The sequence below is a fragment of the Paenibacillus cymbidii genome (assembly GCF_004764705.1).
GTDB lineage: Bacteria > Bacillota > Bacilli > Paenibacillales > NBRC-103111 > Paenibacillus_AN > Paenibacillus_AN cymbidii.
In genome coordinates this window covers 32,125-58,241 of record NZ_SHLX01000045.1, presented here as the reverse complement: position 1 = coordinate 58,241, position 26,117 = coordinate 32,125, and the positions used below count along the sequence as shown (strand labels likewise).

Sequence of the window (26,117 nt, the reverse complement as noted above, 5' to 3'; positions counted from 1 at the left end):
GGCGTTTGAACTCCTCATCAAAATGTTGGCGGATATTTCCCATGACACACCTCGACCTTTCGTTTGTTTGTATTGTATCAGGTCGCTGTTACAGTGTGTCTACTTTCTAGTCTAAATTCATTTCGGCGAGCAGCGGGCAAAATAAGGCTGAAATCAGCCTTGCAGCGGCGTTTCGGCGAGCAGCGGACGAAATAAGGCTGAAATCAGCCTTGCAGCGACTGAGCGGTAGCTGTAGCGCATGAAACATGCGCTACATGCGCCGCACGAGGCCCCGGCGGGCGCTGCAGCGCATGAAACATGCGCTACATGTGCCGCACGAGGCTGAGGCAGGAGCAGCAGCGCATGAAACATGCGCTACATACGCCGCACGAGGCTGCATAGAGCCCGCTTCCGCGTGACACTACTCCAATAAGCTGCGCTTGTATTCGTTTGGCGTCAGGCCGGTCACTTTTTTGAACACGGTGCAAAAGTGCGGGTAGCTGACGAAGCCGATCTTCTCCGCGAGCTCGTAATTTTTGCAGCTGCCGGCGGCCAAATAGCGCTTCGCCTGTTCGATTCGCTGCAGCGTCACGAAGTCGAGGAAGTTTTCGCCCGTCTCCTCCTTGAACAGGTGGCTGAGATAGCTCGGGTTCATGTGCACGTGCTCGGCTACGCGCGACAGTGTCACGTTCTCGCCGAGATGCTGCAGGATGAACGCTATTGCCTTGCGGATGTCGGGATGCCGCTCGCCGGCAGCACCTGCCGCCGCGGGCGGGCGCGGCAGCCGCACGAGCTGCGCCTCCAGCGCCGCGAGCCACTGCTCGAGCGACGAGTTGTCCTCGAGCGGCACCCAATCGCCGCGCGCCAGCGGCACCGCCGCCGTCTCCTCCAGCCACATCGCCGCCTGCCGCCGCAGCTCGCGCGGCCGCGGGCGAAATGAACGCGCGAACGCCGCCAGCGCGCGCAGCCCGCCAAGCCGTTCCTCCACCGCCGGCGAGCGCCACGCCGCCCGCAGCTCCGCTTCCAGCACGGCCCAATCGCGCGGACCGGCGCGATCCCATACCTTGGTCAGCCCGTCGATATACGGCGTCACCGCCGCAGGCTCGTAAAATGCGGCATCGGCCGCCGCGATCGCCTCCTGCAGCGTCGCCCGAAGCGCGGCGATGTCCGGCGTACGCGCCGAACCGACGCCGAAGGCGAGCGCCACGCCGAAGTAGCGCTGCAGCCACGCCGCCAGCCGGCCGTGCAGTTGCTGCACGAGCGACGCCCGCTGCGCTTCGCCGGCATGCGCCGGCACGGCGAGCACAAGCATCGTTTCGCCGGAGCGGTACGGCAGCACGGCGCCTTCGGTCAGCTCCTGCAGCATTTCGCCCGCCGCCTGCAGCATGGCGTAGTCGAGCAAGGGCCAATCCGCCTCGGGGTACCGGGCGTAGAACTGCCCGCGCTGCAGCAGCGTCGCATACACGGCGACAACGGCCGGCCGCTCGCCGCCCGGGCGCCCCTGCCACGGGAACAGCTCGGCCAGCGCCATGCCGTCGACATGCGTGCCCCTCAGCAAGTCGTCGAGCAGCCGTCGGCGGATGTCCCACTTGATCTGCTCCATCATCTGCTCGGCGAAGCGGGCGCGGCTGTGCAGCCGTCGTTCCGCGCGGATCGCCTCGCCGCACGAGCGCAGCGTCGTTTCGATTTCCTCCGCGTTCATCGGCGTCTTGAGCAAGTAGCCGAGCGCGTTCATATCGACGGCCCGTTTGGCATATGCGAATTCCTGATGGGCGGTCAATACGGCGAAACGTACGCCCGGAAAGTCGCGGCGCAGCGTCGCCATCAGCTCCAGCCCGTCCATAACCGGCATCGTCAGGTCGGTGACGATCAGGTCGGGCTTGTGCAGCGCGCATTTCTCCAGCGCGTGCCGGCCGTTGATCGCCGTCGCCACGACCTCCATGCCGAGCACGCGCCAGCGTACGGTCGACACCAGCGTATCGAGCACCATATACTCGTCGTCGACCAGCATCACCTTCAGCGCGTCCCCGTCCCCGGCCGTTCCCGCCTTTCCGTCCGCGCTCATTCCGCCGCCTCCTTCCGCTTCGGGATGCGCATCGTCACCGCGGTGCCGCGACCCGGCTCGCTTTCCACCATCAAGCCGTACGCCGGCCCGAAGTAAAGCGCCAGCCTGTCGTGCACGCTGCGCACGCCCATATGGTAATACCCCGGCTTGCCCGAGCCGCTGTCGCCGGCGAGCAGCTCCGCCGCACGCTCCGCGCTCATGCCTTCGCCGTCGTCCGCAATCCGGATCAAGTACGCGTCGCCCGCCTCTTCGCTCGTAACGACGATCGAGCCGAACCGCTGCGTTGGCAGGATGCCGTGGAACACGGCATTTTCGACCAGCGGCTGCACCGAAAATTTGGGCACAAGCGCCGCCAGTGCCTCTTCCTCGACATCGAGCTCCAGCACGAACGTATCGGGAAACCGCACCGACATCAGATAGGCATAGTGCCGCACCCCTTCGATTTCCTGCGCGAGCGGCACCAGCTCCTCGATTTGGTCCAGATGGAATTGCAGCAGCGCCACCAGGCTCGTCACCATCCGGTCGACGTCGTCCGTTTGCCCGCGCCGCGACAAGTAGCTGATCGAATTGAGCGTATTGTACAGAAAATGCGGCTGGATCTGCGATTGCAGCACCTTCAGCTCGTAATGCTTCTTCGCCTTCTCCGAGCGGACCAAGTCGTCCATCAGCTGCTTGATGCGGCCAACCATCTTGTTGAAGGTGCGAACGAGCACGCCGAACTCGTCGCGGTAGCGGTTTTCGACCGTCGTCTGAAAATCGCCCGCGCTCAGCTTGTCCATCTGGCCGGTCATCAGCCGCAGCGGGCGGACGATCGAGCGGGTGAGATAATACGAGACGACGAGCGACAGCACAACGCCGAGCGCCCCGATGGCCAAAGCATAGGTGCGCAGCCAGCGAACCGACTTGTACAGCTCCGACTCCTTCAGCACGGCCAGCACCTGCCAGCCCCACTTGTTGCTCGCGAGCCGCGTCACATATAGCGGGTTTCCCGCATTGTCGCGAAACTTGCGCGGCGTGACGCTCGCCTGTTCGATCAGTTCGCCTTGCAAGCCGGCTACATTGTACGTTTTGCTGAAGACGTCATAGGCGACGTACGGGCTGTTCGTCGTCAGCGGCAATCCTTTGGCGCTCAGAATGAGCAAATCTTCCCGCGACGTATACGTCCAATCCCCGTAAGCGGCGAGAATGCCCTGGATGTCGAGATCGGCGACAAGCACGCCGCGTCCGCCGCTGCCGCCCTTCGAGCCGGTCAGCGGCACAATATACGAAATGGTGTAGTCCGATACGGGCGACATGTACGGCTCGGTCCAGTAAGGCGAAGCCGGCATGCCGCGGTCGTGCTCAAGCAGCGATTTCACATGGTCGTAGCCTTTCACTTCCCATAAATAAGCCGACGTTCCCGTCATGCGCCCGTCCGGGGTGATGACGTACAAATTTTTGATGTCGTAATTCCAGAACAACCGGTAGTTTTCCAGCAGCTTGACCGTTTCATCCGCGCGGTCCGACAGCAGCCGTTCGTCGCCGGACAAGGCGAGCATGTTCGCTTGCAAGTCTTTCATGAACTGGCTGAGCAGCAGATCGGTGCGCTCCAGCAGGTGGGAGACGTAGCGGGTCTGCTCCTTCGTGAACTGGCGGTATACATACTGCTGCGTGCCGTAGCCGAGCAGCAGAATCATGCTGGTGATCGACAGGAAGGCAAGCGCGAATATTTTGACGCCGAGGTTCGGCCGCCGCAGCAGCTTCATGAGGTTCATCGCGGTTGCATTCCTCCCTTATGCGAAGTTTATCTATTATACCTTGCCCCGGGAAACGGAAGATACGAAATTTTTGGCCGAAGCTTCGCGTTTTTTGGATCAACGGGGACGGCGCCGCAGCGGCCGCGAATCGTCGCAAAATCGCGAAGCTTTGCCGCAAAAACGGAAAAGTTCTCGGGTGCCGCCGGGCGATACACTTAACGTACAGAAAGCATCTCACACCCAAGGAGACAACGGATGGAAGCAAGAGAGATATCCACGCCCCCCGGCGAAGCGGTGCGCAGCATATCGCGCAAACGTCCGGCATGGCTCGCGAGCCTCGTCAAATACCGTTACCGCTATTTGATGATCGCGCCGGGGCTGCTTTACGTACTGCTGTTCAAGTACGGACCGATGTACGGCATTATTGTCGCTTTTCAAAACTACAACGGCTTCAAAGGCATCGGCGGCAGCGAATGGGTCGGGTTCAAATGGTTCATCGAGTTTTTCAACGGCCCGGACTTCTGGAAGCTGATGCGCAACACCATTACGATCAGCCTGATGAAAATCGGCTTCGGCATGGTGCCCGACATGGCGATCGCCATTCTGTTGAACGAAGTGCGCCGCAGCTGGTTCAAGCGTATCGTGCAATCGTTCACCTACATGCCGCATTTCCTGTCCTGGATCATCATTTACGGCATCGTGCTGGCGTTTCTGTCCACAAGCTCGGGTCTCGTCAATCACTGGATCAAGGATTTCGGCGGCGACCCGATTCCGTTCCTGACGTCGAACGACTGGTTCCGCTGGATTCTGGTGCTGTCGGACATTTGGAAGGACCTCGGCTGGGGCGCGATCATTTACCTCGCCGCCATCGCCGCGATCGACCCGCAGTTATATGAAGCGGCGGTTATGGACGGCGCCGGCAAAGCGAAGCAGCTATGGCACATCACGCTGCCCGGCATCCGCAGCGTGTTCATCCTGATGCTGACGCTGCGGCTCGGCACCGTGCTGGACGCCGGGTTTACGCAAATTTTTGCCATGTACAATGCGCTCGTGTACGACTCGGTCGACATTATCGACACCTGGGTGTACCGGGCCGGCATCGTCCAGAACAAAGTGAGTCTGGCGACCGCCGTCGGCCTGTTCAAATCGGTCGTCGGCCTGATCCTGGTGGTTACGACCAACCGCATCGCCAAAAAATTCGATTCGCAAATTTGGTGACGCTCCGCGCACTCCGCGCAGGACGCCGAACCGACCGCTTACGAGGTGACGATCATGAAGCCCACGAGGGGCGAGAGGCTGTTCTACGGCATCAATTACTTGTTTCTGACCGGATGCGGGCTGTTGGCGGTGTTTCCGTTTCTGTACATCGTTTCCGTCTCCTTGACGCCTTACGTGGAAGTGATCCGGCACGGCGGCTTCATCGTTTTTCCGCGCAAAATCACGTTCGAGGCGTATCGCCAGCTGCTAACCGAATCGGAAATTCCGCGGGCGTTTCTCAACACCGTGTTCATTACCGCTACCGCCACCGCTCTTGGCCTCATACTGACGACGATGCTGGCCTACGGTCTGGCCCGCAAATCGTTGCCCGGCCGTCAAACGATCCTGCTGGTGCTGCTGTTTACGATGTTTTTCGGCGGCGGGCTCATTCCGCAATATTTGCTGATGAAATGGCTGCACCTGCTCGACACGTATGCGGTGCTCATCCTGTCCGGCACGGTGTCGGTGTTCAACATGTTCGTGATGAAAGGGTTTTTCGAGAACTTGCCCGACGGGCTGGAGGAGGCGGCGTTGATCGACGGCGCATCGGAGCTGCAGACGCTGCGGAAGATCATCCTGCCGCTGTCGCGGCCGGTGCTGGCGACGATCGGTCTGTTCTACGCCGTCGGGTATTGGAACTCGTTCTTCGAGGCGGTGCTGTACGTCCGCGACGTGGCGAAGCACCCGCTTCAACCGGTGCTGCAGCGCATGCTGTCGGTGCCCGACGCGACGGAGATCATGGGCAACATCGAGGATTACGTGCCAAGCGAAGCGGTCAAAATGGCGGCCGTCGTCATTTCGATCGTGCCGATCCTGCTCGTGTATCCGTTTCTGCAAAAGCATTTTACGAAGGGGGTGTTGCTCGGGTCGATCAAAGGATGAGATGATAGGCTTGCCAAGCCGGTCCGTGAAGTTCGCATCACAACCACCAACCAAATTTGAAAAGCGGGAGAACAATGTCCATGAAAAAAACAGGAGCTTTGCTGCTCACCTTCGGTTTGTCCGCCGGGCTGTTCGCCGGCTGCTCGGACAGCGGCAACAAAAACGACACCGCCGCTTCCGCGTCGCCGCAGACGAGCGCGTCGGCATCCGCCAGCGCAACGCCGGCGAAAGAGAAAACCGCGATGTCGATCGAAATCGATCGCTGGTACCCGTCGACCGTCGATTTTCCGGCGGCGGACAAAAACGTCATTTTGCAGCAGGTCAAAAAAGACCTTAACATCGATTTGAAATATACGATTACGAACGGCAAGTCCGACGACTGGCGGGCCAAGCTCGGCACGCGCGTATCGGCAAACGATCTGCCGGACGTCATCTACTTCTTCAACATGGCCGATTACCGGACGGCGAGCTCGCAAGGCTACATCGTGCCGCTTAACGACCTGTTCGGCATGAACAACCTGCCGTCGAACATGGGCTGGGTCAACCAGGCGATGCTGAACTCGATGACCGACGACAACGGCAAATACTACGCGCTGCCGGTCCGTCCGTCGCCGTCGATTCTCGGCTACTTTATCCGCAAGGACTGGCTGGACGCGCTGAACCTGAAGGTGCCGGAGACGGTCGAGGACTTCGCCAAAGTCGCCACCGCTTTCGCCACGCAGGATCCCGACAAGAACGGCAAGAAGGACACGTATGGCTTCACCGCCTCCGGCTGCATGACGTGCCAGGACTACTGGGGCCTGATCGCGCCGTTCACCGGCAATACGAGCCCGGACGAATATATCGCCGACGGCGATACGGCAGTGAAGGGCGGCTTTACGTCGCCGCAGCTGCGCGCTTACTTGCAATACATGAACAAGCTGATGAAGGACGGAGCGCTCGATCCGGACATCGCTACCAACGACGGCAACCGCAAGACGCAGAAGATCGAGCAGGGGCAGGCGGGCATCTTCATGTACACCGGCGATTACCCGCGCGCCATTCTCGCCAACATGAAGAAGCTGAACCCGAACGCCGACCTCGTGTACGTGCCGGCGATGACGGGTCCGGCAGGCAAGTTTTCCCCGGCGCCGAAGTCGGGCGTCGCCAACGCGATCGGCATTACAGTCAAGGCGGCCAAGGATCCGGAGAAGGTGAAGCGCATCATCGAGCTCGTCAGCTGGACGTACGGCGGCGTCGGCCAGGAAATGATGCTGTTCGGCGAAGAAGGCGTCAACTACAAGAAAGCGAACGGCAAAGTGGCGGAAATCATCGAGGGCAAGCAGAACGATTATTTGTCCGTCTATGGGCTGAACGGCGGCGTTTCCACGTTGTTCGACGACCCGGACGTGCTCAAGCTGAAGTACAAGGATCCGAAAGAAATGGACGTCATCAAACAAATGATCGCCAGCGTCAACAAAACGACGTCCGTCTACGCGCTTGGCGCCAAGGAACGTCCGGACCTGATGAACGACATCAAGAAGTACCGCGAGGAAATGCTCGCCAAGTTCATCTACGGCACCGTGTCGACCGACGACGCCGGCTGGAACGACTACGTCAAGACGCATGACGAGAAGTACAAAGGCAACCAGGTGCGCGAAGCGATGATGAACGATTTGAAAAAAGCGGGCGTCATCAAGTAAGCCGCCGCGGCAGCGGCAGTTTTCCCAAAAGCAGAAAGAGGCCCCCGTCGATCGGGGGCTTTTCTGTTGGCCGGGCATGGTACAATGGGGAAAAAGAGGAGGCTGATGACGATGACCGAATCTGCAAGCAACAAACGAACCGATACCGCTTCCCGCGTCATGCAGGCTTCGCCGGAAACGGTTTACCGGGCGTTCATCGATCCGGAGGCGCTCGTCCTGTGGCTGCCGCCGGACGGCATGAAAGGACGTATCGACGCGTTCGACGCCCGCCCCGGCGGCACTTACCGAATGACGCTGACCTTTCTTGCGCCGGATCATAACACGCCGGGCAAAACGACGGCGCACGAGGACGTCGTGGAAGGGCGCTTCCTGCAGTTCGTACCGAACGAACGCATCGTGCAGGCCGTCACGTTCGAATCGGACGATGCGCGGTTCGCCGGAGAGATGGTGATGACGTGGCGGCTCGAGGCTTGCCCGGAAGGCACGCGGGTGACGATCGTCTGCGAGAACGTGCCGGAAGGAATAGGCAAGGAGGACCACGACGCCGGCTTGTCGTCCACGCTGGCCAATTTGGCGAGGTTCGTGCACAACCGTTAGAAGCTTCCGCCGGGATAATCGCTCGTTCGACGGCTCGTTGACTGGAAACATTTTCCCGCCTACAATTGGGGTATATCTTCGAATGATTCCTGCGGGAGGAAACATGTACGATCAATCGCCCCATCGTTCCGTATCGCCGAACACGCAAGAGTCCGGCAGCGCTCCTTCGCGAAACCGCGCGATTTCGGCTGCCGCCGGGTCCCCGTATCCGGGCAGGAACGGCATTAGCGCCGCGAAGGCAACGCAGCTCCAGCGGGCGATCGGCAACCGGGCTACCGGGCAGCTGCTGCAATCCGGCGCCAACCGTTCCTCCAAACGCGTTGCGCCGCAGCGCGATACGCCGATCCAATCGCTTTCCTCCACGGATGGGGTCATCCAGGGGAAATGGCTGTTTTACAACGATTCGAACCCTTCCAACCGATTCTACTTCTGGAAAGACGACGGGACGCCGAAAACGGAGGCGCCGACGATTTGGTCTTCGCAGTATAAGGAAGGTCCGGAACCCGACGATTATTACGGGCCGGACGAACGTCCGCGGCGCGGCATGAATCCTGCCTTCGATCTCAACATGTACACGATCCAATACGGCAATGGCGGCCAACGATCGACGAGCGATACGTACAACCCGTTCGGCCGGTTCGGCAGCGGCGCGGCGACGACCAGCTTTTATCCGAACCACAATATGCAGAAGGAACGGATCGAAGAGCTCATGCAGCGGCTGGAGAAGGACGACAGCACATTCGAGCGATGGGCCGCGGCATCGGACGAGATGGAGAACGGCTACCCCAAGCTGATCAAGACGACGAAGGGAAAAGTATTGTCCCAGGCTTCCGTATCCCAGCTTGGCGCTACGTACAGCAGCAGCGGCAAGGACCGGAAATATGCCACCTACGATAAAAGCAAAACCAAACCGTTGTCCGAGCTCAAAAAATTTACCGCCCCGATCGGTGTGGACAAGCAGTTCGGCTTCGGGTTCAAAAGCGTGCACAACAGCAAGGTCGACGGAAAAGGCGTGTCGTCCTGGTCCGGCAAAAAAAGAGAACAAAGCCAGGATCAAGTCATGGGAGCGAGCGCCGGAGACGCAGCGGAAAACGGCGGATTCGAGAAGCGCGAAGGCGAAGGCTGGGAGTGGCTGCACCTTATCGCCCACAGCATGGGAGGCATCGACGTGGAAGGGCCGCAGGTGGCGGGGAACCTGGTCGCCGGGACAAGCGAATGCAATACGCAAATGATCGTTGTCGAGGAGTTTCTGAAAGATCTGGTGTCGAAGCGCGAAGGGTATCGCGCGAAGTTGTCCGTCATCGCCACGCTGTTCGATCCGGAACGCCATATCGGCGAGCGCATTACTTACGATTTTGCCATCTATGACGATGATGATGACGGAGGCGGGGTCGAAACGTTCCATTGGACGTTCGATTGCCTGAGCCGGGACAAGCCGCTCGTTTCCGAAAACCGCAATTTGCGCAAAGCCGGGCGCAGCCTGTTTGGCTTGGACCGGGAAGAGGGCGACGAAGAGTCGGGCACGCTCGGCTGGAAGAAACAGGAGTTCGCCAAAGACGGCGACCACGATGCGGAATTTGTTTTGGAGAAAGTCAACGAAGAATTTTTGCGGATGATGAGGGAAGACGATTTTACGGCAGAAGATTGTTTGGAGCTGCTGGGATATGCCGCGGAAGAACTGGGTGAAATTCCGGACTCCGTGTATGTCCTGCTCGGCCACAAATCGCGTATAGGCGACGACAAATTCATTTACCAGCTGCTTGACCATTTCCACAGCAACGGCCAAGAAAACGAAGCGCAGCACTATATGCGCGGCCTGGTGCGTTCCTACTCCGACACCGGGTATTTGAAGGAGCTTTATCTGGAGGTGCTGGAACCGATATTTGGGAACAATGAATTTGTCATCGGGCTGGTGAAAAGCGAACTGCAGGACGATGACGGCCAAAGCGACGATGTGCGCGACGCGAGCGGCGGCGGGCCGCAGTCCGGAGAACTGCAGGAGGAAACGAAGGCCAACGGCGACTGTTTGTATGAAGCGGTGAATATTATTTTGGGCAATCCGATGGAGACGATTGGCACTTTCCGCACGATGGCCACTAACTTCATTACGCATCATCCCGATTTGGCGAACAACGCAGGGGTCAATATGGACGCCATCGTTTATACGCTGTCCACGCCGGGAGCTTGGCAAGGAGATCCGGGCGACCTGGCGCCGATCATACTGGCTTCCGTCATCGAGCGGCAAATCAATGTGGTCACGGATACGGGAATTACCACCATTGACCCGCTGGGCCAGACCTCGGGGGCGCCCATCACCTTGTACTTGAGCGGCAATCATTATACCGTCAATCCGGTGACAACCGGGCACATGAAGCAAGTGGGGGGACCAAGCGAGATCGACCTGGAATAAGCATCGCAGCATCGCGAGCCTCTTCCGTCAAAATAGGCAATGAAAAATGGCTTATTTCGCCTTTTTGGCCGGTCAAAGCAGAAATAGCCAGCGAAATCGCTGGCTATTTCGACGGCCTATATTGAGAAAGTGAGGAGCTCTCGCCTACCCGCGGTCGTTCGACATGAATAGACTCCGGCAGCAGTTTTTCATATAATAATAGTTGTAGATCGAAGCAAATCAGCGAAGCAGGCCCGGCGCTAGAGGTGAGCGCTTCGCTTCCGGTAATGAAACCAGGCAACATAATGTCGCAGAGGAATGTGGGGTTCGGCATGACGCAACATACGCAAGCGGTGCAAAGGGAACAGACGCCCGACGTCGTCACGTTCGGCGAATCGATGGCGCTGATGCTGCCGGTCGGGACGAAAGGGATAGAATATTCCAGCCAGTTCGAGAAGTCGCTGGCCGGAGCGGAGAGCAACCTGGCGATCGGAATCGCCCGGCTCGGCGGCAGCGTCGGCTGGTTCGGCCGGCTCGGCAAAGACCCGCTCGGCCGCGACATGATGAAGCGGATCCGCGGCGAAGGCGTCGACGTCTCGCGCGCGCAGCTGTCGGACGACGGGCCGACGGGGCTGATCGTGCGCGAAGTGGTGTCGGGCAAGTCGTCGGTGTACTACTACCGCAAGTTTTCCGCGGCGAGTCGGATGCGGCCGGAGCATCTGGACGCGGACTATATCGGCGGCGCCCGCTATTTGCACGTCACCGGCATCACGTGCGCGCTGAGCGCGGAGTGCCGCGAGACGGTGCGCGAAGCGGTTCGCATCGCCAAGCGGCGCGGCGTCAAAGTGTGCTTCGATCCGAACCTGCGGCTCAAGCTGTGGACGATCGAAGAAGCGCGGCCGGTGCTGCTGGAGCTTGCGGCAGAGGCCGATTATTTCCTGCCGGGACTGGACGAGCTGAAGCTGCTGTACGAGACGGAGAATTTCGATGCGATTGTGGCCCGGCTGCAAGAGCTGCCCGGCGTGTCCATCGTCAAGGGCGGGGAAGACGAAACGTACATCGTCGAGAAGGACGGCGTCAGCGCGGTGCCTTATTTTAAAGTCGAGCAGGTCGTCGATACGGTAGGTGCGGGGGATGGCTTCTGCGCCGGCTTCATTACCGGCTTGCTGAAACAGTACGATTACAAGGAAGCGGTCCGGCTCGGCAATCTGATCGGTTCGATGGTCATCCAGATGGAAGGCGACTGGGAAGGGCTGCCGACGTGGGAGCAGGTGGAAGCGAAGCTGGGCGGCAAAACGCACGTGGAACGGTAAGGCCCGCGCAAACCACGAAGGAGGATTCACCCGATATGAAGAAACTGCAACTGGTTCAGCAAGTGTGCAAGGAAGGCGTCGTTGCGGTGCTGCGCGGCGAAACGCCGGACGAAGTGGCCGAGATGGCGGAACAGGCGATCGCCGGCGGCATCAAGGTCATCGAAGTGACGATGACGGTGCCGTTTGCGCTGCAGGCGATCGAGAAGCTGGCGAAGAAGTATTCGAGCGCGGCGACGACCGACTCGGACAAGTACGCGATCATCGGCGTCGGCACGGTGCTCGATCCGGAGACGGCGCGCGTCGCCATCCTGAGCGGCGCCGAATTCGTCGTCGGCCCTTCGCTTAATCCGGCTACCGTTACGCTGTGCAACCGGTATCGCATCCCGGTCATGCCCGGCGTCATGACGATCCAGGAGATCCAGACCGCGTTGGAGCTGGGCGTCGACATCGTGAAGCTGTTCCCGGGCAACTTGTATTCCCCGGCAATGATCAAGGCGATCAAAGGCCCGCTGCCGCAAGCGAACATCATGCCGACCGGCGGCGTGTCGCTCGCGAACCTCGGCGAATGGATCAAGGCCGGCGCCGTGGCTGTCGGCATCGGTTCTGACTTGACGAGCGAAGCGGTCAAAACCGGCGACTACAGCCACGTCGCCCGCAAAGCGGAGCAGTACGTGGAAGCGTATCGCGCGGCGAAAAGCGGCAAGTAAGCGGCCAAAGCGCCGCATGCTCCCGATCGAACGAATAAGGGCTGCCCCGTCAACGACGAGGGCGGCCCTTTCCGATTTAAGGCGTCGCTTTGATCCGCAGCTTGTATTTGCCGGCATTTTGCAGTTTGGCGATAATTTCGATCTCTTCGAGCGATTGCTCGTTCAGCGGCAGCGGCCGTACGGACGAAAGCGCCGTCCATTGCTTCGGGTGCCTGCGGTAGAACGTTTCCTGAATGCTGTAAATATCGACGCCTTGCCGCAGCCCGAGCCGGTACGTTCGCTGGATATGCTCGCGGATGGTTCGTATCGTGGCCGCAATCACTTCCTCGTCCGAAACGTTGCGGACCAACTCCGTAACGGCAAACGTGACGCGGATCTTCAGTCTGGTCCGCAGCATTCCTTCCTCCAGCCGCGTCGAAAAGAGGAAGCGCGGGTTCGTGATGACAACGGAAGCGATGTAGGCCCCGTTGTCGTCCTTTAAGCTCGTCACAATTTGTTTGGCCGTCGGTTGAAACAATCGCGTTCCCCACACCTCTTCATTGCTGAGCCAGCCCTTCAGCTTATTGCCGGCAATCAGGTAGACGCCGTCGATTTCCAGCAGCTTGTGCGGCTTGCCGCCTTCCAGCCAGTGACTGCTGTTGATCGCCAGCTTGGGCAGCATAACGGTCATGCCCGGTTCATTGTACGCCCGGATAAACCGCAGAAACGAAATCGGTTCGACGATCGACGATTGGCGGTAAACTTCTTCCGGCGAATGCAGGACCGACTGCAGCGGGGGCATGCGGAATAACGGCACGGTCGAAAAAATGTCGGCAAGCGAATCGTCCGTGGCAAACACCCATTTGGTATAACGTACATCGCGAAAGCGGTTCGTGATGTCGTACACTTCGTCGCCGCCGCGGGCGAGCAGCCGATTGCTGTACACAATGGCGGTCATTTGGCCAAAATTGAGCGGGATTTGCGTGGACGGCATAATGCTGTTCAACGCCTCGCCGAACGTTTTGCCTTTGCCGATCGCAACCCACGTGCCCGCCGACGGCTCCGACTTCGTGACGACCTCCTTGGCGACATTGGAGAATTCCAGCATTTGATGGTAAACGATGTATTCGTTATTCTCGTAGTCGACGCCAAGAGCGGTGATGTAGGCGACATTCTGCAGCTCCTTGGCATCCCAGCAGCCGCCAAGCGACACCAGGGCAAACAAGGCGAGCAGCGCACGGGCGGGGTTACGCTTCAGACGGGTCATGGTTATTTTTCTCCGCCGCCGCTTCTTGCGTTTGCTTCTTGAGCCAGGGCTGCAGCGCCTTTGTCTTCAATTGCCAGGGCAGCCGCAGCAAGCTGAAAGGCAATTGTTTGACATCGAGCGGCGACAGCGGCGTCATATAAGGCAGCCCGAACGACTCCAGCTGCACCAGGTGGAGCGTCAGCAACAGAATCGCGAGCAGAAACCCGAACAATCCGAGCGTAGAGGAGAACAGGAATACGCCCATGCGGATCACCGTAATCGAACCGATCAGGTTCTGATTGACCAGCGTCGAAGAAGCGACGACCGATGCCGCCGCCACGACGATGATGGAAGGTGATACGAGGCCGGCGCGGATTGCGGCGTCGCCGATAATGAGCCCGCCGACGACCGTAATCGTCGAGCCGATCGGCTTCGGAAGCTGCAGCCCGGCCTCGCGGAACAGCTCCAGCAATATGATCATCAGAAACAGCTCGAACGGCGCCGACAGCGGCGTGCCAAGACGCGCCACCGAGATGGTGGCGAGCAGCGGGAGCGGAAGCTGATCCGGATTAAAAACGCCGAGCGCGATGTAGAAGCCGGGCAAGAACAAGGAAAGCAGCAACGCGAAAATGCGCAGCAGTCTGGTGAAGGTAGCGAACAGCATCGAACTGTAAGCGTCGCCGGGGCTGCTGAACAGCAGCATGATGTTCGCAGGCGCGATCGTTGCCGTAGGAGAACCGTTCACCAGCAGGATGAACCGCCCCTGCATCAGCGCATAGCCGGCGTAATCGGGCCGCCCCGTATAATCGGTGAGCGGAAACAGCGTCAACCGGTCCCCGGTCAGCAGTTCCTCCAGCTGCGCATTGTTGGAGATGGCTTCCACATCGATTGCGGCGAGTCGCTTGCGGCATTCTTCGATCGTTGCCGGGCTCGCAAGGTCGCGCATATAGAGCAGACCGACCTGCGTCCGGCTTCTCCTGCCGAGCGTAAACCGCTCGTAGCACAAGGAATTGGTCGCCAGCCGCTTGCGGATCAGCGCGACATTGATGTCCAACTCCTCGATGAAACCGTCGCGGGAGCCGCGAATCGAATTTTCCGCATTTGAATCTTCCGGCGCACGCTGCGGCACGGAGGCAATATCGACCGTAAAGGTCCGGCCTTCGAGCGGAAAGTGAAGCAGCATGGAACCGGAGAACACCAGATCGACCAACAGATGCGGGGCTGTGTCGGGAGCAAGCCGCTTCAGCCGGAGCGTATGGGCGTTCGTGATCCGGTTGCCGAACGACGGCGCCGTTTCGTCCGTTTCGAGCCGCATTTGCTCGCGGATGTAGGCCAGCATTTGATCGGTTATCGAGTCCAGGTTCGTCAGCCCTTCGCAGAACACGATCACCAGCGGCATCGGATTCGCAGAGTCGCCGTTGTCGCCGGCCTGGATATGCACGTCGGCACAAAATTGGAACAATCGCCGCAGCATCGGCTCGCTGACCGGTTCGCCGGGTTCCACGGCAGAAGTGTCTATAGCCGGCGCAAGCCCGCTTTGAGCGTAATGGCGCCGAAACAGCTTGGCGAGTTTCGTCATGTGGCCGCCTCCTTGCGTTTGCCGCTCGCCAGCGCGAGAGCGGACAAGATAAGCGAAACGGAGAACAGGAAGAAGAGCGAGATTTGAAAATAGTACATTTCCAGAAAAGCGAAATAGTTGGTATCGCTAAGCGGATACAAGGTCGCGGCGATATACAGGAACGATAGCAGCAGCATCCACACCTTGCGTTGCCGTTGTTGCGATCCGGCAAACGGCATGCATTCGGCGGAAAGGACAAGAACGAGCGACAGCCGGATGAAGGCGCCGGCCAGCCACTGATAAATCGACAAAAAATCGACATGCTCGATATAATTGCCGAGACGCACGAGCCGCCACTGCTCGTAAGCCGGATACCGGTGCTTCGACGCTTCGGCGGGGCCGAATTCGGCGAGCGACCCGGTAAGCGGACCGAGCGTCAAACCGATCAGCATGACGGCGATCAGCAGCAGGAACGGCCAGCGCACCTGGCGCACGATATGATGCTGGAACAGCAGGATCAGCAGCAATTCGGCGAAACCGCCGCCGGCCACGGCGATACCGTCGCGAATCGGCGCCAGCCCGTGCTCGAATATGGGAAACAGCAGCGAATAGTCCTTATGGGCAAAATTGGCACTCATGACGAAAAAGCCGAAGAGGACGATAAGCGGCAGCACCAGCCCGTTCATCAGCGCCAATGTACGAATGCCGTACGTGGCCGCAAGCAGGCAGGAAAGGCAGAACATAATGGCGATCAGCGTGTAGGGCGTATGCGGCAAGTATGAAATTTTCGTCCAGGTCGTCGTATCGTTCAGCGTAACGACGCCCATCATTGTCAGAAACAGCAGGAAGGCAATTCGAAACAGCCACGACACCGGTTGTCCGAAGCGTTCGGCCAGCCAATCGAACAAGGGCTGCTGGGCGGTGCGGCGCATAATGAAGGCGATGACGGAAGTCCAGAGCAAGAACAGCAGCCCGGCGGCAATGGCGGCAACCCAGGCGTCGCGCTGCGATTTTTCCAGGATGACGGGAATGAGAACCACGTGATTCAAGAACCCGACCGAAGTCATCCCCAGCATGAATAATTGCCCGTACGACAAACTTCTCAAATTATCGCCTCCCCCGATCCCCATTTGCGGCAAACTTTAGCTTTCCCTGACGAAAAGTATTTATTCGGCCAAAGAGGAAAAGAAATCCTGTCGTCGAATTGTTCCAAGGAATGTTGTAATCGTTTGCCAATTCCAACATATGGAGGAGAACTTCGACATGAATTTCCGCAAGATCGCACTGAAATTGCGAGTTCAAAAAGCCGGCTTTTCAGCACCGAGAAGGTTGCGAGAACCTGAAGAAGGAGTAGCGGAGTTTAGGCAAAACCTAAATGAGCAACGGACTTCGAGGGTGAACGCAAGATTCGATGCCGAATATGCTTCTCGATTAAGCTTCGTGATCAAAAGATGGCTTTTTGAACAACCTCTGAAAGCCGGCGCTCTGCTCCTTGCCGCAATCCTCGTATTGGCAGGCTGCGAAGCAATCGGCGGCCTCGACATCAACAAAGCGCTGAGCGACACGTTCGTGCCGAAAGCGATGGAAGGCAAGGTGTCGCTGGCGTTCGACCTTGTCGTCGACGAGAAGAGCGCCGACCCGAATGAACTGGCGATGCTTAAGCTACTGCAATCGATGAAACTCAATCTGGACGCGCTTAAAGTGGAAAATGCGGAGCGTATGTCGGCGGCCGGAACGCTCGCTGTCGCGGGGCGCAATATTCCGTTCCGGTTCTACGTGGACGGGCCGCGGCTGACGTTCCAGGTCGAAGGAGCGAAGAAGCCGATCGTGATCGACACAGCGGCCGTAACCGGCGAGGGGGGAGCGGCGGCTTCGGCGGACGGCGGCGTCATCGCCGAACTGCAGAAGAAGCTGAGCGATCCCGAATTGTCCCGCAGCATCATGTCGTATCTCATCAAACAGCTGCCGAATCCGGCGAAGATCGGCGTCTCGAACGTCGACGCCACCGTTCACGGCGAATCGCTGAACTTGTTCAAGCTCAGCGGGGAAGTGAACGGCACGGAGCTGCTGCCGTTGGTGAAGCGGCTGCTGCTCAATATGATGAAGGACGATCAGGCGCTGAAGGAACTGATCGGTCAAGTGTACGACGCGCTGCAGCCGATTGTGGCGAAGGAGCTGGACAAGATGGCGGCGGGCGAAGCGACGGGTTTGACGGGAGACGCTCTCGGCGCCGCTCCGGCGTCCGTCATGCCGCTGCTGAACGGCATCCGGGACATTTGGAACGATCGCGAAACGGCAATCGAAGTCATTCACACCGAAGTGAAACAAGTGCTGACCATTGCGACGGTTGGGCTTGCCGGCATCGGCGAAGACGGCGAACAAGCGCTCAAGCAAGTGTTCAATGACACGACGTATGTCAAAAGCGAGCTGTACTTCGATCACGACCTGAAGCTGCGCAAGGCGGACACGGCGCTGATGATTGCGCCGAGGATGGCGAACATGGGCGGGGTTTCCGCGGTGCATCTTACCGTTGCGTCGGAGTTCTGGAACGTGAACGGTGCGGTCAAGGCGGACCCGATCGACGTATCCGGCGGCAGCCTGGCGGTGACGAAAGAGACGAACCCGTCCGATCTGCTGCTGAACCTCGATCGCAACTCGAACGTGTTCAAATTGCTGAAGGACGATCTCCACGTGCTGCGCAAACAGTTTTATTTGCCGATGGGAGACGGGGCTTATTCGGCCGAACTGGGGCTGCCGTTTATTGCCGACGACGTGACGATGGTGCCGACCCGGTATATCAGCGACCAACTGGGCGTCAAAGTCGAGTGGAACGACAAGACGAAAACGATCGTCGTCACCGATCCGTTCGCCGGAACAACGATTGTGATCCCGACCAGCGGCGGTGCGATCGCCCAGGTGAACGGCGTCGATACCGACATGGGGCATGAGGTCATCGTGCGCGACGACACCAGTTACGTGCCGCTGCGGTTTATCGTCAAGGCACTCGGCGGGACGATCGAATGGAACGACGAGTATCGGATGATTCAGGTGACGAAGGAGTAGCTTCCTTCCAAAATAGGCAATGAAAAATGGCCTATTCGCCCGATTCGGCCCGCCTCGGCAAAAATAGCCAGTGAAATCGCTGGCTATTCGCATCAGATAGCTCCCAATCAGCCCATTCTCACGAAATAGCCAGTGATTTCACTGGCTATTTCCCGTTTACCCCCTCTTTTTGCGCAAATAGGCAATAAAATCGGGCTTATTGCGCAACCGCCAAGCTTGGTTGGCGCCACAAACGAAACAGGTACCGTCCCCACGGAACGGTACCTGTTTGCTTAGAGAAGGAGAGTTACTCCGTGGCCACCGACTGATCGGCTTGCAGGCCGACAGGTGAGATGCGCACGAAGTTCGCTTTCAAGTCGGCGAGCAGCCCGTCGACCTTGGCCGCGGCTTCTTGCTGGCCGCTGGCCGCAAGCTCGTCGCGATAGGCGCCGAGCAGCTCGTTCAAGTCTTTGACGCTTTGCGCGCCCAGCGCTTCGATCTTGACTTTGGCGCCCTTGGCGATGCGGCGTTCGATCGCGGCCTGGTCGAGCCCCATCTCGGGCACGAGCCGCTGGTACACGACGCCGCCGGTCATGCCGGCGCAAATCCACGGGCCCGGATCGCCCATGACAACGGCGCGGCCGTTCGTCATGTATTCGAACGCGAAGCCTTTCAGGTTCGCGCGGCCGGCCAGCCCGCCGAGCTCATCCTGCAGCGGCGTTGTTATTTCGCCGCCGAAGACGACGTCGGCGCCGGAGAAACGAATGCACGCGCGCGTGTCGGCGTTCCCCTGGATGAGGAACAGCCCTTTCTGGGCGCCGTAGCCGAACGATTTGCCGACGGAGCCGTTGATGTAAGCTTGCGTCTTGCCCGGCGCTTTCAACACGGCGACCTTGCCGCCGTTCGCCATCTTGGCCACGCCGTCTTCCGCGCCGCCATGTACGGTAATGTCGACGCCGTTCGCGTTGAACGCGGCAAGCCCGTTGCCCGGCACCGAACCGCCGGTCAGCGACAGCTTCACCTTCGGCAGGTTCGCGTAGCTGCCGTCGAACCGGTCGCGTACGCGGTGGCTGGAGAAGCGGCTGCCGAGGATGCGCGTATCGGCTTCAACCGCGGACCAGTTGCGCTCCACGGCGCTTGCGAACGACAGCGAATCCGGGAATTGCTCTTGCCCTTCGGCGCCGGCCGCGATCCGGATGTCGGAGGAAACCTCCACGCCGGCGGCTTCCGCTTCGGCTTGTTTGGCCGAAATGAATTGCAGCGGCGCCGGGCGCAGCAGGTCGGACAAGTCGATCCGGTCGTGGGCGGCCGATTGGAGCAGCAGGTCGGAACGGCCGACCAGCTCCTGCGCGTCGGCGAAACCGAGCTGGGCGACAATCTCGCGCACTTCTTCGCCCATGGAGCCGAACAGACGAACGAGCGATTCGACGGCGAGGTCGAACTCGCGCGGCACGAAGCGGCGCAAGCCTTTCTCTTCGGCTTCCTCCATCGAGTCGATCTGCGTCGCGATGCCGACATGGCATGTATCGAGATGGCAGCCGCGGCAAGCGGTGCAGCCGATCGATTGCATCGCCAGGCTGGCGAAGCCGCAGCGGTTCGCGCCGAGCAGCATCATCTTGACAACGTCGGCGCCGGACTTGAGACCGCCGTCCGACCACAGCTCGACGCGGTGGCGCAGGCCGGCTTCGATCAAGGCGACGTGCGCCAGCTTCGTGCCGATTTCGGTCGGCAGGCCGACGTGCGTCAGCGAGTGGATGCGCGCCGCGCCCGTGCCGCCGTCGAAGCCGGACAGCGTGATGATGTCGGCGCCCGCTTTGGCGACGCCTACCGCGATCGTGCCGATGCCCGGAACTACGGGCACTTTGACGATGATTTTCGCTTTGCGGCCGCTTGCTTCTTTCAACTCGGAAATGATTTGCGCCAAATCCTCGATCGAATAAATGTCGTGATTGTTCGACGGCGAAATCAGGTCGGAGCCGATGGTCGCATTACGAGCGGCGGCGATCTTCGCCGTTACTTTCGAGCCCGGCAGGTGACCGCCTTCGCCCGGCTTCGCGCCCTGGCCGATCTTGATCTCAAGGAAAGCGACGGCGTTCGCCAGCTCGACGTTAATGCCGAAGCGGCCGGATGCGACTTGCGCGCCGCGCGTCCGCTTGTATTTGCCGAGCATGTCTTTGATTTCGCCGCCTTCGCCGTTCATCGTCACCATGTTCAGGCGTTCGCCGGCTTCGGCGTAAGCGCGGAACGCGGTTTCGTTCTGCGAGCCGAACGACATCGACGAAATGAGCATCGGCAAGTCATGATCGCCGACATTGATGCGGACTTGCGACGGGTCGAGCGGCTTGCGGCCGTCGGCCAGCGATTTGGCATAGTTGAAATCCGCCACGTGGCGAATCGAAATCGGGTTCTTCAGCTCTTCCTCGCGCAGCTTGTCGCGATAGTCGCTGTAGGGCGCGGTGCCCGCAGCGGCTTCGTTCAACGCCTTCCACATCCGGTTGAAGAAGTGGAAGTTGCGGCCGGCTTTCGCTTTCGGATTGGCGAAGTCGGCGTAGCGCGCTTCCGCGTCGGCTTCCAGCCGCGCGAAGCCCGTTCCTGCGGCGTCGCTGCCGAGGTAGTTGACGATGTCGAGCACGTCCGCCACTTCCGGGGCGAGCCCGATCGACGAGAAGAACCGCGTATAGCCGCGCAGCTCGTGCGTGCCGATCGTCGAAATCACTTTCTCCAGCCCTTTGGACAGGGCGGAGAACACTTTATGCGCGGCAGCGGGTCCGTTCTTGGCCGCCGCCGTCGCGAACAGCGCGTAAGGCGAAATCAGGTCGGCGCCGAGGCCGGCGGCGACGGCGATGTCGTGCAGGCTGCGCACCGCGGCGGAGCGCAGCACGATCGTCGCCTGACGGCGCAGGTTGTCGCCGTGGCCGAGCTTGACGCCGCGCAGCGCGATGTCGACCTTGGACACCGCAAGATGCGGGTCCAACCAGAGGCGGTCGTTCGTGTGCGCGTCCGTGTCGTCGAGCACGACGAGCGAAGCGCCGCCGCGAACGGCAGCAATCGCTTGCGCCGCCAGGTCGTCGAGCGCCTGGCTAAGCTTCGCGCCGCGGGCGAACGTGGTCGACAGCGCCACATAAGCGCCTTCGCCGGCATGAGCGCGGAACGCTTCGAGCAGCTGCTCGAACGACAGCTGATGCAGCGCATCGTAGCTGCCTTCGCCGTTCGCTCCTTCGAGCAGGAGCGGGTAGAGCAGTTCAAGCCGCAGCCGGTCGTCCGGCTGGCTGTAAATCGCCGGGCGCGGACCGACGACGATGCGCGTCGAGAAGTGCTCCATCTCGCGGTCGCGGTCGATCGCCGGATTGGTGACGACGGCTACGCTCTCTTTAATGAAGTCCGGGATGTTCTGGCGCTCCCAGTTGATTGCCGCGTGCGGGCCGTCGTGGCCGAGCGAACGGATCGGTTCGGCGCCGGTTTCGGCCATCGTTTCGATCTGCTGGATGCCTTCGCGATCCCAGCCGAACGCGCTGTAGAACGCGTCGGTTACTTCCGGCGCGGCGAGTTGCTTCGTTGCGGCAGCGGCGCTGGCGCCTGCAAGGTGCTTGCGCAGGCCGGCGGCGTCGATGCGCGCGGACACGCGTTCCAGCACCAGCTCCTGCACGCGCGGATAGGCGACGACTTGCACCGGCTGGCCGCCGGTCAGCACGACGCCGACTTTCTCTCCCGGGGCGATCGGCTTCGGTTCGGCCACCATGTCCGAGGCAATCACGACGCCTTGCTCGGACGAGAAATAGAGCGACGCTTCGGTTTCCACCATCCAGAGCGGACGCAGGCCAAGCGCATCGACGCTGAAGATGCATTCGTTGCCGTAGCGCGAGACGATGCCGGCAGGCCCTTGCGCGTAATGGCCCCAAATCTGGCGATAATAAACGTACATATCCTGCAGCTCCGGACGGAACAGCTTCATTTCGTTGATGATCGGCGGGAACACGACTTCCATCGCCTCGAACAGGCTCAGGCCGAAGCGGTGGATGAACGTTTCGATCGTGCGGTTCATATCCTGCGAATCGCTGCCTCCGTCGACGAGGTCGACGCCGACCATGTCGGCTTCGAGGCGCATCTTCTTGACGGTGTTGATTTCGCCGTTGTGACCGAGCAGCGAAAACGGCTGCACGCGGAAGAAGCTGGACAGCGTGTTCGTCGAGTAGCGGTTGTGGCCGATCGTCGTTTGCGCCGCGAACAGCGGGTCGCGCAGATCGTGAAAATATTTCGGCAGGATGCTGGCGGCGCCCATCACTTTATAGGCGGTCGTTACGTTGCTGAGCGTGGCGACATGCACGTGGTGCTTTTTCTCGATGGCGATGTGCAGCTCGAACAGCTTGCCTTGGATCTTCACGCCGTCCGCTTCCTCGCAGGTCGCAGCGATTTGCCAGAAGACCGGCTCGTCGTGACGGCCGTTTTTGCCGAGGGCGGCGCTGTCGGTTTGGCTTTCGCGCTCCATCACGATGGAGACGCCGTGAGCGGCGAACAGCTCGCGAATATCGCGCTGCATGTCGGCGGCGGAAACGTCCAGCTTGCGCGGCACGAAGATGTGGCCGACGGAGAAGCGCGCGTCGTAAGCAAGCTTGCCGTCCAGGCCGGCTTCCTGCAGCTGCTTCTCCCACAAGGCGCGCGGAATGTCGGTGAGAATGCCGCAGCCGTCGCCTTCGCCGCCGATAAAGCCGGAGCGGTGCTCCATCTTGACGAGCGCGTCGATCGTCTTCCTTATATTGTCGCGGGACGGATAACCGTTCTTTTCGATTACGCACACGATCCCGCAGCTGTCGTGTTCGGTTTGCAGCAAATGCTGAAAGCGTCCTTCGTTTCTCATAATCGGATTCATGTCGAGTCGGTCAGAAATAGTTCTGACCCCCACCTCCCCTGATGTGTATAGATAATGAATAAAAATACAACGGTCCTGCATAAATGTGGCCCCGGAGCGGAGAAACGGGGGGAAGAGGGGGCCTGTCGGGCGCTGCCGAGCGGCGACGAATATCCGTTCGAATAGCAGCTTTTCGCGGCGATCCATCTGCCTGGAAAAATGGTAAATCATTGATGGCGCCTGGCTTAGCCAATTGCAATAAAAAGTAAATATAGGATAGCACGATTTCGCTTTTCCGACAATAGGAGACTGCTGTTTGGCAAAATGTAAGCGCTATCGAAATTGCATAATCTGTGAATAATCTAAGAATAGCAAGGATTCTGAAGATTTTTTATTTTTTTGTGAAAGACGAACGAACGGCATTGAATATATGATTATCGTTCGTAATTGACATAGGGTGTGAGATTGTTGAGGCAGCCGGAAGAAATAGCTTGTTAGCGGTCATGCGGCAAGGTATAATAGGCCACAAACGAGCCTGTTGCGCCGCTGGCGGCCAGTAAATTAACTTAATCTTTAAGTTTATGTGACGGGAGGGATCGACCGTGCGGGTGAGGGCATTTTATACGACGAACAAAATGTTTATTCGCATCTTGCTTTCCTTCCTGTCCCTGCTGCTGCCAACCGTTATTATCGGTTACATGGTTTATGTCAATGTGGCCGATCGGTTCAAACGCGAGTTCATCTACAAAATCGACATGAACCTGCGCGCGTCCGCAAAAACGATCGATATTTACTTGCGAACCGCCCAGGAGACGAGCATGAACGTGCTGTACGACAAAAACGTGCAAACGCTGCTTCGTCCTTACGACCAGTATACCCCCGAGCTGTACGCGCAAGTGCCGCAAATTGCCCCGGTGCTGTCGCGCGCGCACAATGTCATTTCCGATCTCGCCGACCAGCTTTTTGTTTATCTGGACCGTTCCAAAGTGTACACAGGGCAAGGGGTCGAAGATTTCAGCACGTTTTTCGGCATTTCCTACCGTTTCGAAAAGTACGATGCGGCATTCTGGGAGCAGGTCATTCATGACGACAGGTACGTGGAGTTTCTGGAGCCTTCGCTCGTGAATCAAAGCGATTCGATTCAGAAGCGGACGATTCCGTTCGTCATTCGCACGACTCTTAACGGAAACAAGGCCATCATGGTGGTCACGATCGCCGCGGATACCGTTTACCGCACGCTGCTGAATAACAGCGCGTTTGCTTCGACGCGTTTTGCCGTGTTCGACGGCAACGACAGGCTCGTGATGGCAAGCAGGCAGGATGACATCGTCGACAACGATTTCGTGCGCATCAACAACGAATTCCAATCCCGCCGGACGGTCTCGACGGAGATGAAGATCGGCGGCAAGATGTCCGTGGTGACCTATGTGAAGTCGGATACGTACGGCTGGAAATACTATTCGGTTACGCCGACATCGGCGTTCGCCCAGCAAGCATCCGACATCCTGCGGCTGATCGTGTTCATCTGCGCCGCGCTTGTCGTGGTCGGCGTTTTTTTCTCCTTCTTGTTCGCCCAGCGGCTTTACAGCCCCATCCGCAAAATGCGGGATATTCTCGTGCTGCACGGCGATCGGGAAGAACCCGCGGCGCCGGCCGTCGCTTCGAAGAAAAGCGAGCTGGAGCGGATCGGCGCCGGCATTTCCCGCTTGATCGAACGCGATCGCATTTCTCAAGGCCGTCTGGATATCGTCCGCACCGACTATTTTAACCATGTGCTGTATCACTGGATCAAAAGCGGCGATGCCAAAGACGAAGCCGAAATTCAGCGCATCGTTGCCGAACGGATCGGCTTCCCGGAGAACTCGCTGCAGTGCGTGCTGATCCGCTTCGGCTTCAAGGAAACGTTTTATCGCGAAGTGCAGGATGTCGACCGGTTCGTTATTATCGGCAAACTGCGAACGGTCATTCACGGCTTGCTGAATGAGCAGCTTCCGGCCTACGTGCTTGAAGACAGCCGCAACGGCTACATCTGCATGGCCGATTCGCAAGGCGATGCGGATGGCCGCAAATTGGCGAAGGGGCTGCGCAACCTGATCGAAACGTTTTCCTACGACGCCCAATTTTGTACGATCCATATCGGGATCGGCAAGCGGTATGACTCGATTGCCGGCATTCACCAGTCGTATCTCGATGCCGCAATTGCGCTTTCCCGTTGCGGTTCGCAGCGCGACTTCGCCATCGTCGACGCCGCCTCGCTGAAAGAATCCAAAGACTTCCATTACCCGCCCGCCGACGAAAAAAGGACCGCGTTCCCGGCGGAAGACAAGAGCGGCACGCTTGTCGCTTCGGTCATTCGTTATATCGATGCGCATTATGCGGACAATTTGAGCCTTGACGTCATTGCCGACGAAGCCGGCGTTTCCGCCAAATACATCTCGCGCTTGTACAAGGAGAAGACCGGGATCAATTTAACCGATTACATCAGCAGCGTGCGCATCGACAAAGCGAAGGAGCTGCTGCGGAACACGGACAGCAACGTGCAGGAAATATCCGAACGCGTGGGCATATTCAGCCGCTCGACCTTCATCCGCTTGTTCAAAAAATCCGAAGGGATCACGCCCAACGAATACCGCCGCATCGCCGGCGAATGAATGCGCCGCCCGCCGCCTTCAGGGGCAAAGGACCTCAGCTTCCACTGCAATGTGGAGGCGGGGTCCTTTTTTTCGATCGTTCCGGCAATGAAACAAAAGCGGATATTTGGCACAAGGACGGGACGTGGGGGACAATTGGCACAGCAGGGGGCGAGTTGCACGTTCCCGGCGCGGCCTGCCTGTAGGTA

15 protein-coding genes are annotated in these 26,117 nt (G+C 59.3%); 9 read left to right on the top strand and 6 right to left on the bottom strand.

Annotated features, from left to right (window positions below; translation table 11 throughout):
• Positions 1–400: 400 nt before the first annotated feature.
• Together EXY20_RS40380 and EXY20_RS35670 are read right to left on the bottom strand one after the other, a co-directional pair.
• Positions 401–2,044, bottom strand: a complete 1,644-nt coding sequence (locus EXY20_RS40380; protein WP_135557202.1) for a response regulator transcription factor — start codon at positions 2,042–2,044, stop codon at positions 401–403.
• Entirely contained in the window at positions 2,041–3,798 is a 1,758-nt protein-coding gene (locus EXY20_RS35670; RefSeq protein WP_135557201.1) for a sensor histidine kinase, read from the bottom strand. The genes EXY20_RS40380 and EXY20_RS35670 overlap by 4 nt, the downstream gene beginning before the upstream one ends.
• A gap of 237 nt (positions 3,799–4,035) precedes the next feature.
• Here EXY20_RS35670 and EXY20_RS35665 point away from each other — a divergent pair, with 237 nt between their 5' ends.
• The 7 genes from EXY20_RS35665 to EXY20_RS35635 all read left to right on the top strand — a co-directional run bounded on the left by EXY20_RS35665 (position 4,036) and on the right by EXY20_RS35635 (position 12,607).
• On the top strand, positions 4,036–4,998 hold the full coding sequence (locus EXY20_RS35665; protein WP_135557200.1) for an ABC transporter permease: 963 nt from the start codon (positions 4,036–4,038) through the stop codon (positions 4,996–4,998).
• 54 nt (positions 4,999–5,052) lie between these two features.
• A complete protein-coding gene (locus tag EXY20_RS35660; protein WP_135557199.1) occupies positions 5,053–5,919 on the top strand; it encodes a carbohydrate ABC transporter permease in 867 nt (288 codons plus the stop codon).
• 80 nt (positions 5,920–5,999) lie between these two features.
• On the top strand, positions 6,000–7,601 hold the full coding sequence (locus EXY20_RS35655) for an extracellular solute-binding protein (protein ID WP_167859757.1): 1,602 nt from the start codon (positions 6,000–6,002) through the stop codon (positions 7,599–7,601).
• Positions 7,602–7,712: 111 nt separating this feature from the next.
• Positions 7,713–8,198 carry an SRPBCC family protein gene (locus tag EXY20_RS35650; protein WP_135557197.1) on the top strand — a complete coding sequence of 162 codons (486 nt, stop codon included), beginning with the start codon at positions 7,713–7,715 and terminating at the stop codon, positions 8,196–8,198.
• A gap of 103 nt (positions 8,199–8,301) precedes the next feature.
• Positions 8,302–10,608, top strand: a complete 2,307-nt coding sequence (locus EXY20_RS35645; RefSeq protein ID WP_135557196.1) for an OTU domain-containing protein — start codon at positions 8,302–8,304, stop codon at positions 10,606–10,608.
• A gap of 311 nt (positions 10,609–10,919) precedes the next feature.
• Positions 10,920–11,900 carry a sugar kinase gene (locus EXY20_RS35640; protein ID WP_135557195.1) on the top strand — a complete coding sequence of 327 codons (981 nt, stop codon included), beginning with the start codon at positions 10,920–10,922 and terminating at the stop codon, positions 11,898–11,900.
• A gap of 35 nt (positions 11,901–11,935) precedes the next feature.
• Positions 11,936–12,607 (top strand): bifunctional 2-keto-4-hydroxyglutarate aldolase/2-keto-3-deoxy-6-phosphogluconate aldolase, encoded by a 672-nt coding sequence (locus EXY20_RS35635; RefSeq protein ID WP_135557194.1) that lies wholly within the window; start codon positions 11,936–11,938, stop codon positions 12,605–12,607.
• 76 nt (positions 12,608–12,683) lie between these two features.
• On the opposite strand, the gene EXY20_RS35630 is transcribed toward EXY20_RS35635, so the two are convergent.
• The 3 genes from EXY20_RS35630 to EXY20_RS35620 are packed head-to-tail and all read right to left on the bottom strand — an operon-like array spanning position 12,684 to position 16,496.
• Positions 12,684–13,853 (bottom strand): Ger(x)C family spore germination protein, encoded by a 1,170-nt coding sequence (locus EXY20_RS35630; RefSeq protein WP_135557193.1) that lies wholly within the window; start codon positions 13,851–13,853, stop codon positions 12,684–12,686.
• Entirely contained in the window at positions 13,834–15,411 is a 1,578-nt protein-coding gene (locus EXY20_RS35625) for a spore germination protein (RefSeq protein WP_135557192.1), read from the bottom strand. The genes EXY20_RS35630 and EXY20_RS35625 overlap by 20 nt, the downstream gene beginning before the upstream one ends.
• The gene (locus EXY20_RS35620; RefSeq protein ID WP_167859756.1) at positions 15,408–16,496 is read right to left on the bottom strand and encodes a GerAB/ArcD/ProY family transporter; all 1,089 of its coding nucleotides are present in this window, start codon (positions 16,494–16,496) and stop codon (positions 15,408–15,410) included. Before EXY20_RS35620 ends, EXY20_RS35625 begins: the two co-directional genes overlap by 4 nt.
• 334 nt (positions 16,497–16,830) lie before the next feature.
• Here EXY20_RS35620 and EXY20_RS35615 point away from each other — a divergent pair, with 334 nt between their 5' ends.
• Positions 16,831–18,453 carry a copper amine oxidase N-terminal domain-containing protein gene (locus EXY20_RS35615; protein WP_167859755.1) on the top strand — a complete coding sequence of 541 codons (1,623 nt, stop codon included), beginning with the start codon at positions 16,831–16,833 and terminating at the stop codon, positions 18,451–18,453.
• 286 nt (positions 18,454–18,739) lie between these two features.
• On the opposite strand, the gene EXY20_RS35610 is transcribed toward EXY20_RS35615, so the two are convergent.
• The gene (locus EXY20_RS35610) at positions 18,740–23,287 is read right to left on the bottom strand and encodes a glutamate synthase-related protein (RefSeq protein WP_207671393.1); all 4,548 of its coding nucleotides are present in this window, start codon (positions 23,285–23,287) and stop codon (positions 18,740–18,742) included.
• A 593-nt stretch (positions 23,288–23,880) separates the two neighbouring features.
• Between EXY20_RS35610 and EXY20_RS35605 the strand changes: the two genes are divergently transcribed.
• Positions 23,881–25,929: a helix-turn-helix transcriptional regulator gene (locus EXY20_RS35605; RefSeq protein ID WP_135557188.1), complete on the top strand. Its 2,049-nt coding sequence runs from the start codon at positions 23,881–23,883 to the stop codon at positions 25,927–25,929.
• Positions 25,930–26,117 lie beyond the last annotated feature (188 nt).

Excerpts from the sequence above, each read along its gene's own strand:
- EXY20_RS35630 (WP_135557193.1), bottom strand. The coding sequence starts at position 13,853 with ATGACCCGTCTGAAGCGTAACCCCGCCCGTGCGCTGCTCGCCTTGTTT.
- EXY20_RS35610 (WP_207671393.1), bottom strand. The coding sequence starts at position 23,287 with ATGAGAAACGAAGGACGCTTTCAGCATTTGCTGCAAACCGAACACGAC.
- EXY20_RS35660 (WP_135557199.1), top strand. The coding sequence starts at position 5,053 with ATGAAGCCCACGAGGGGCGAGAGGCTGTTCTACGGCATCAATTACTTG.
- EXY20_RS35625 (WP_135557192.1), bottom strand. The coding sequence starts at position 15,411 with ATGACGAAACTCGCCAAGCTGTTTCGGCGCCATTACGCTCAAAGCGGG.
- EXY20_RS35640 (WP_135557195.1), top strand. The coding sequence starts at position 10,920 with ATGACGCAACATACGCAAGCGGTGCAAAGGGAACAGACGCCCGACGTC.
- EXY20_RS40380 (WP_135557202.1), bottom strand. The coding sequence starts at position 2,044 with ATGAGCGCGGACGGAAAGGCGGGAACGGCCGGGGACGGGGACGCGCTG.
- EXY20_RS35635 (WP_135557194.1), top strand. The coding sequence starts at position 11,936 with ATGAAGAAACTGCAACTGGTTCAGCAAGTGTGCAAGGAAGGCGTCGTT.
- EXY20_RS35645 (WP_135557196.1), top strand. The coding sequence starts at position 8,302 with ATGTACGATCAATCGCCCCATCGTTCCGTATCGCCGAACACGCAAGAG.
- EXY20_RS35665 (WP_135557200.1), top strand. The coding sequence starts at position 4,036 with ATGGAAGCAAGAGAGATATCCACGCCCCCCGGCGAAGCGGTGCGCAGC.
- EXY20_RS35655 (WP_167859757.1), top strand. The coding sequence starts at position 6,000 with ATGAAAAAAACAGGAGCTTTGCTGCTCACCTTCGGTTTGTCCGCCGGG.
- EXY20_RS35670 (WP_135557201.1), bottom strand. The coding sequence starts at position 3,798 with ATGAACCTCATGAAGCTGCTGCGGCGGCCGAACCTCGGCGTCAAAATA.
- EXY20_RS35650 (WP_135557197.1), top strand. The coding sequence starts at position 7,713 with ATGACCGAATCTGCAAGCAACAAACGAACCGATACCGCTTCCCGCGTC.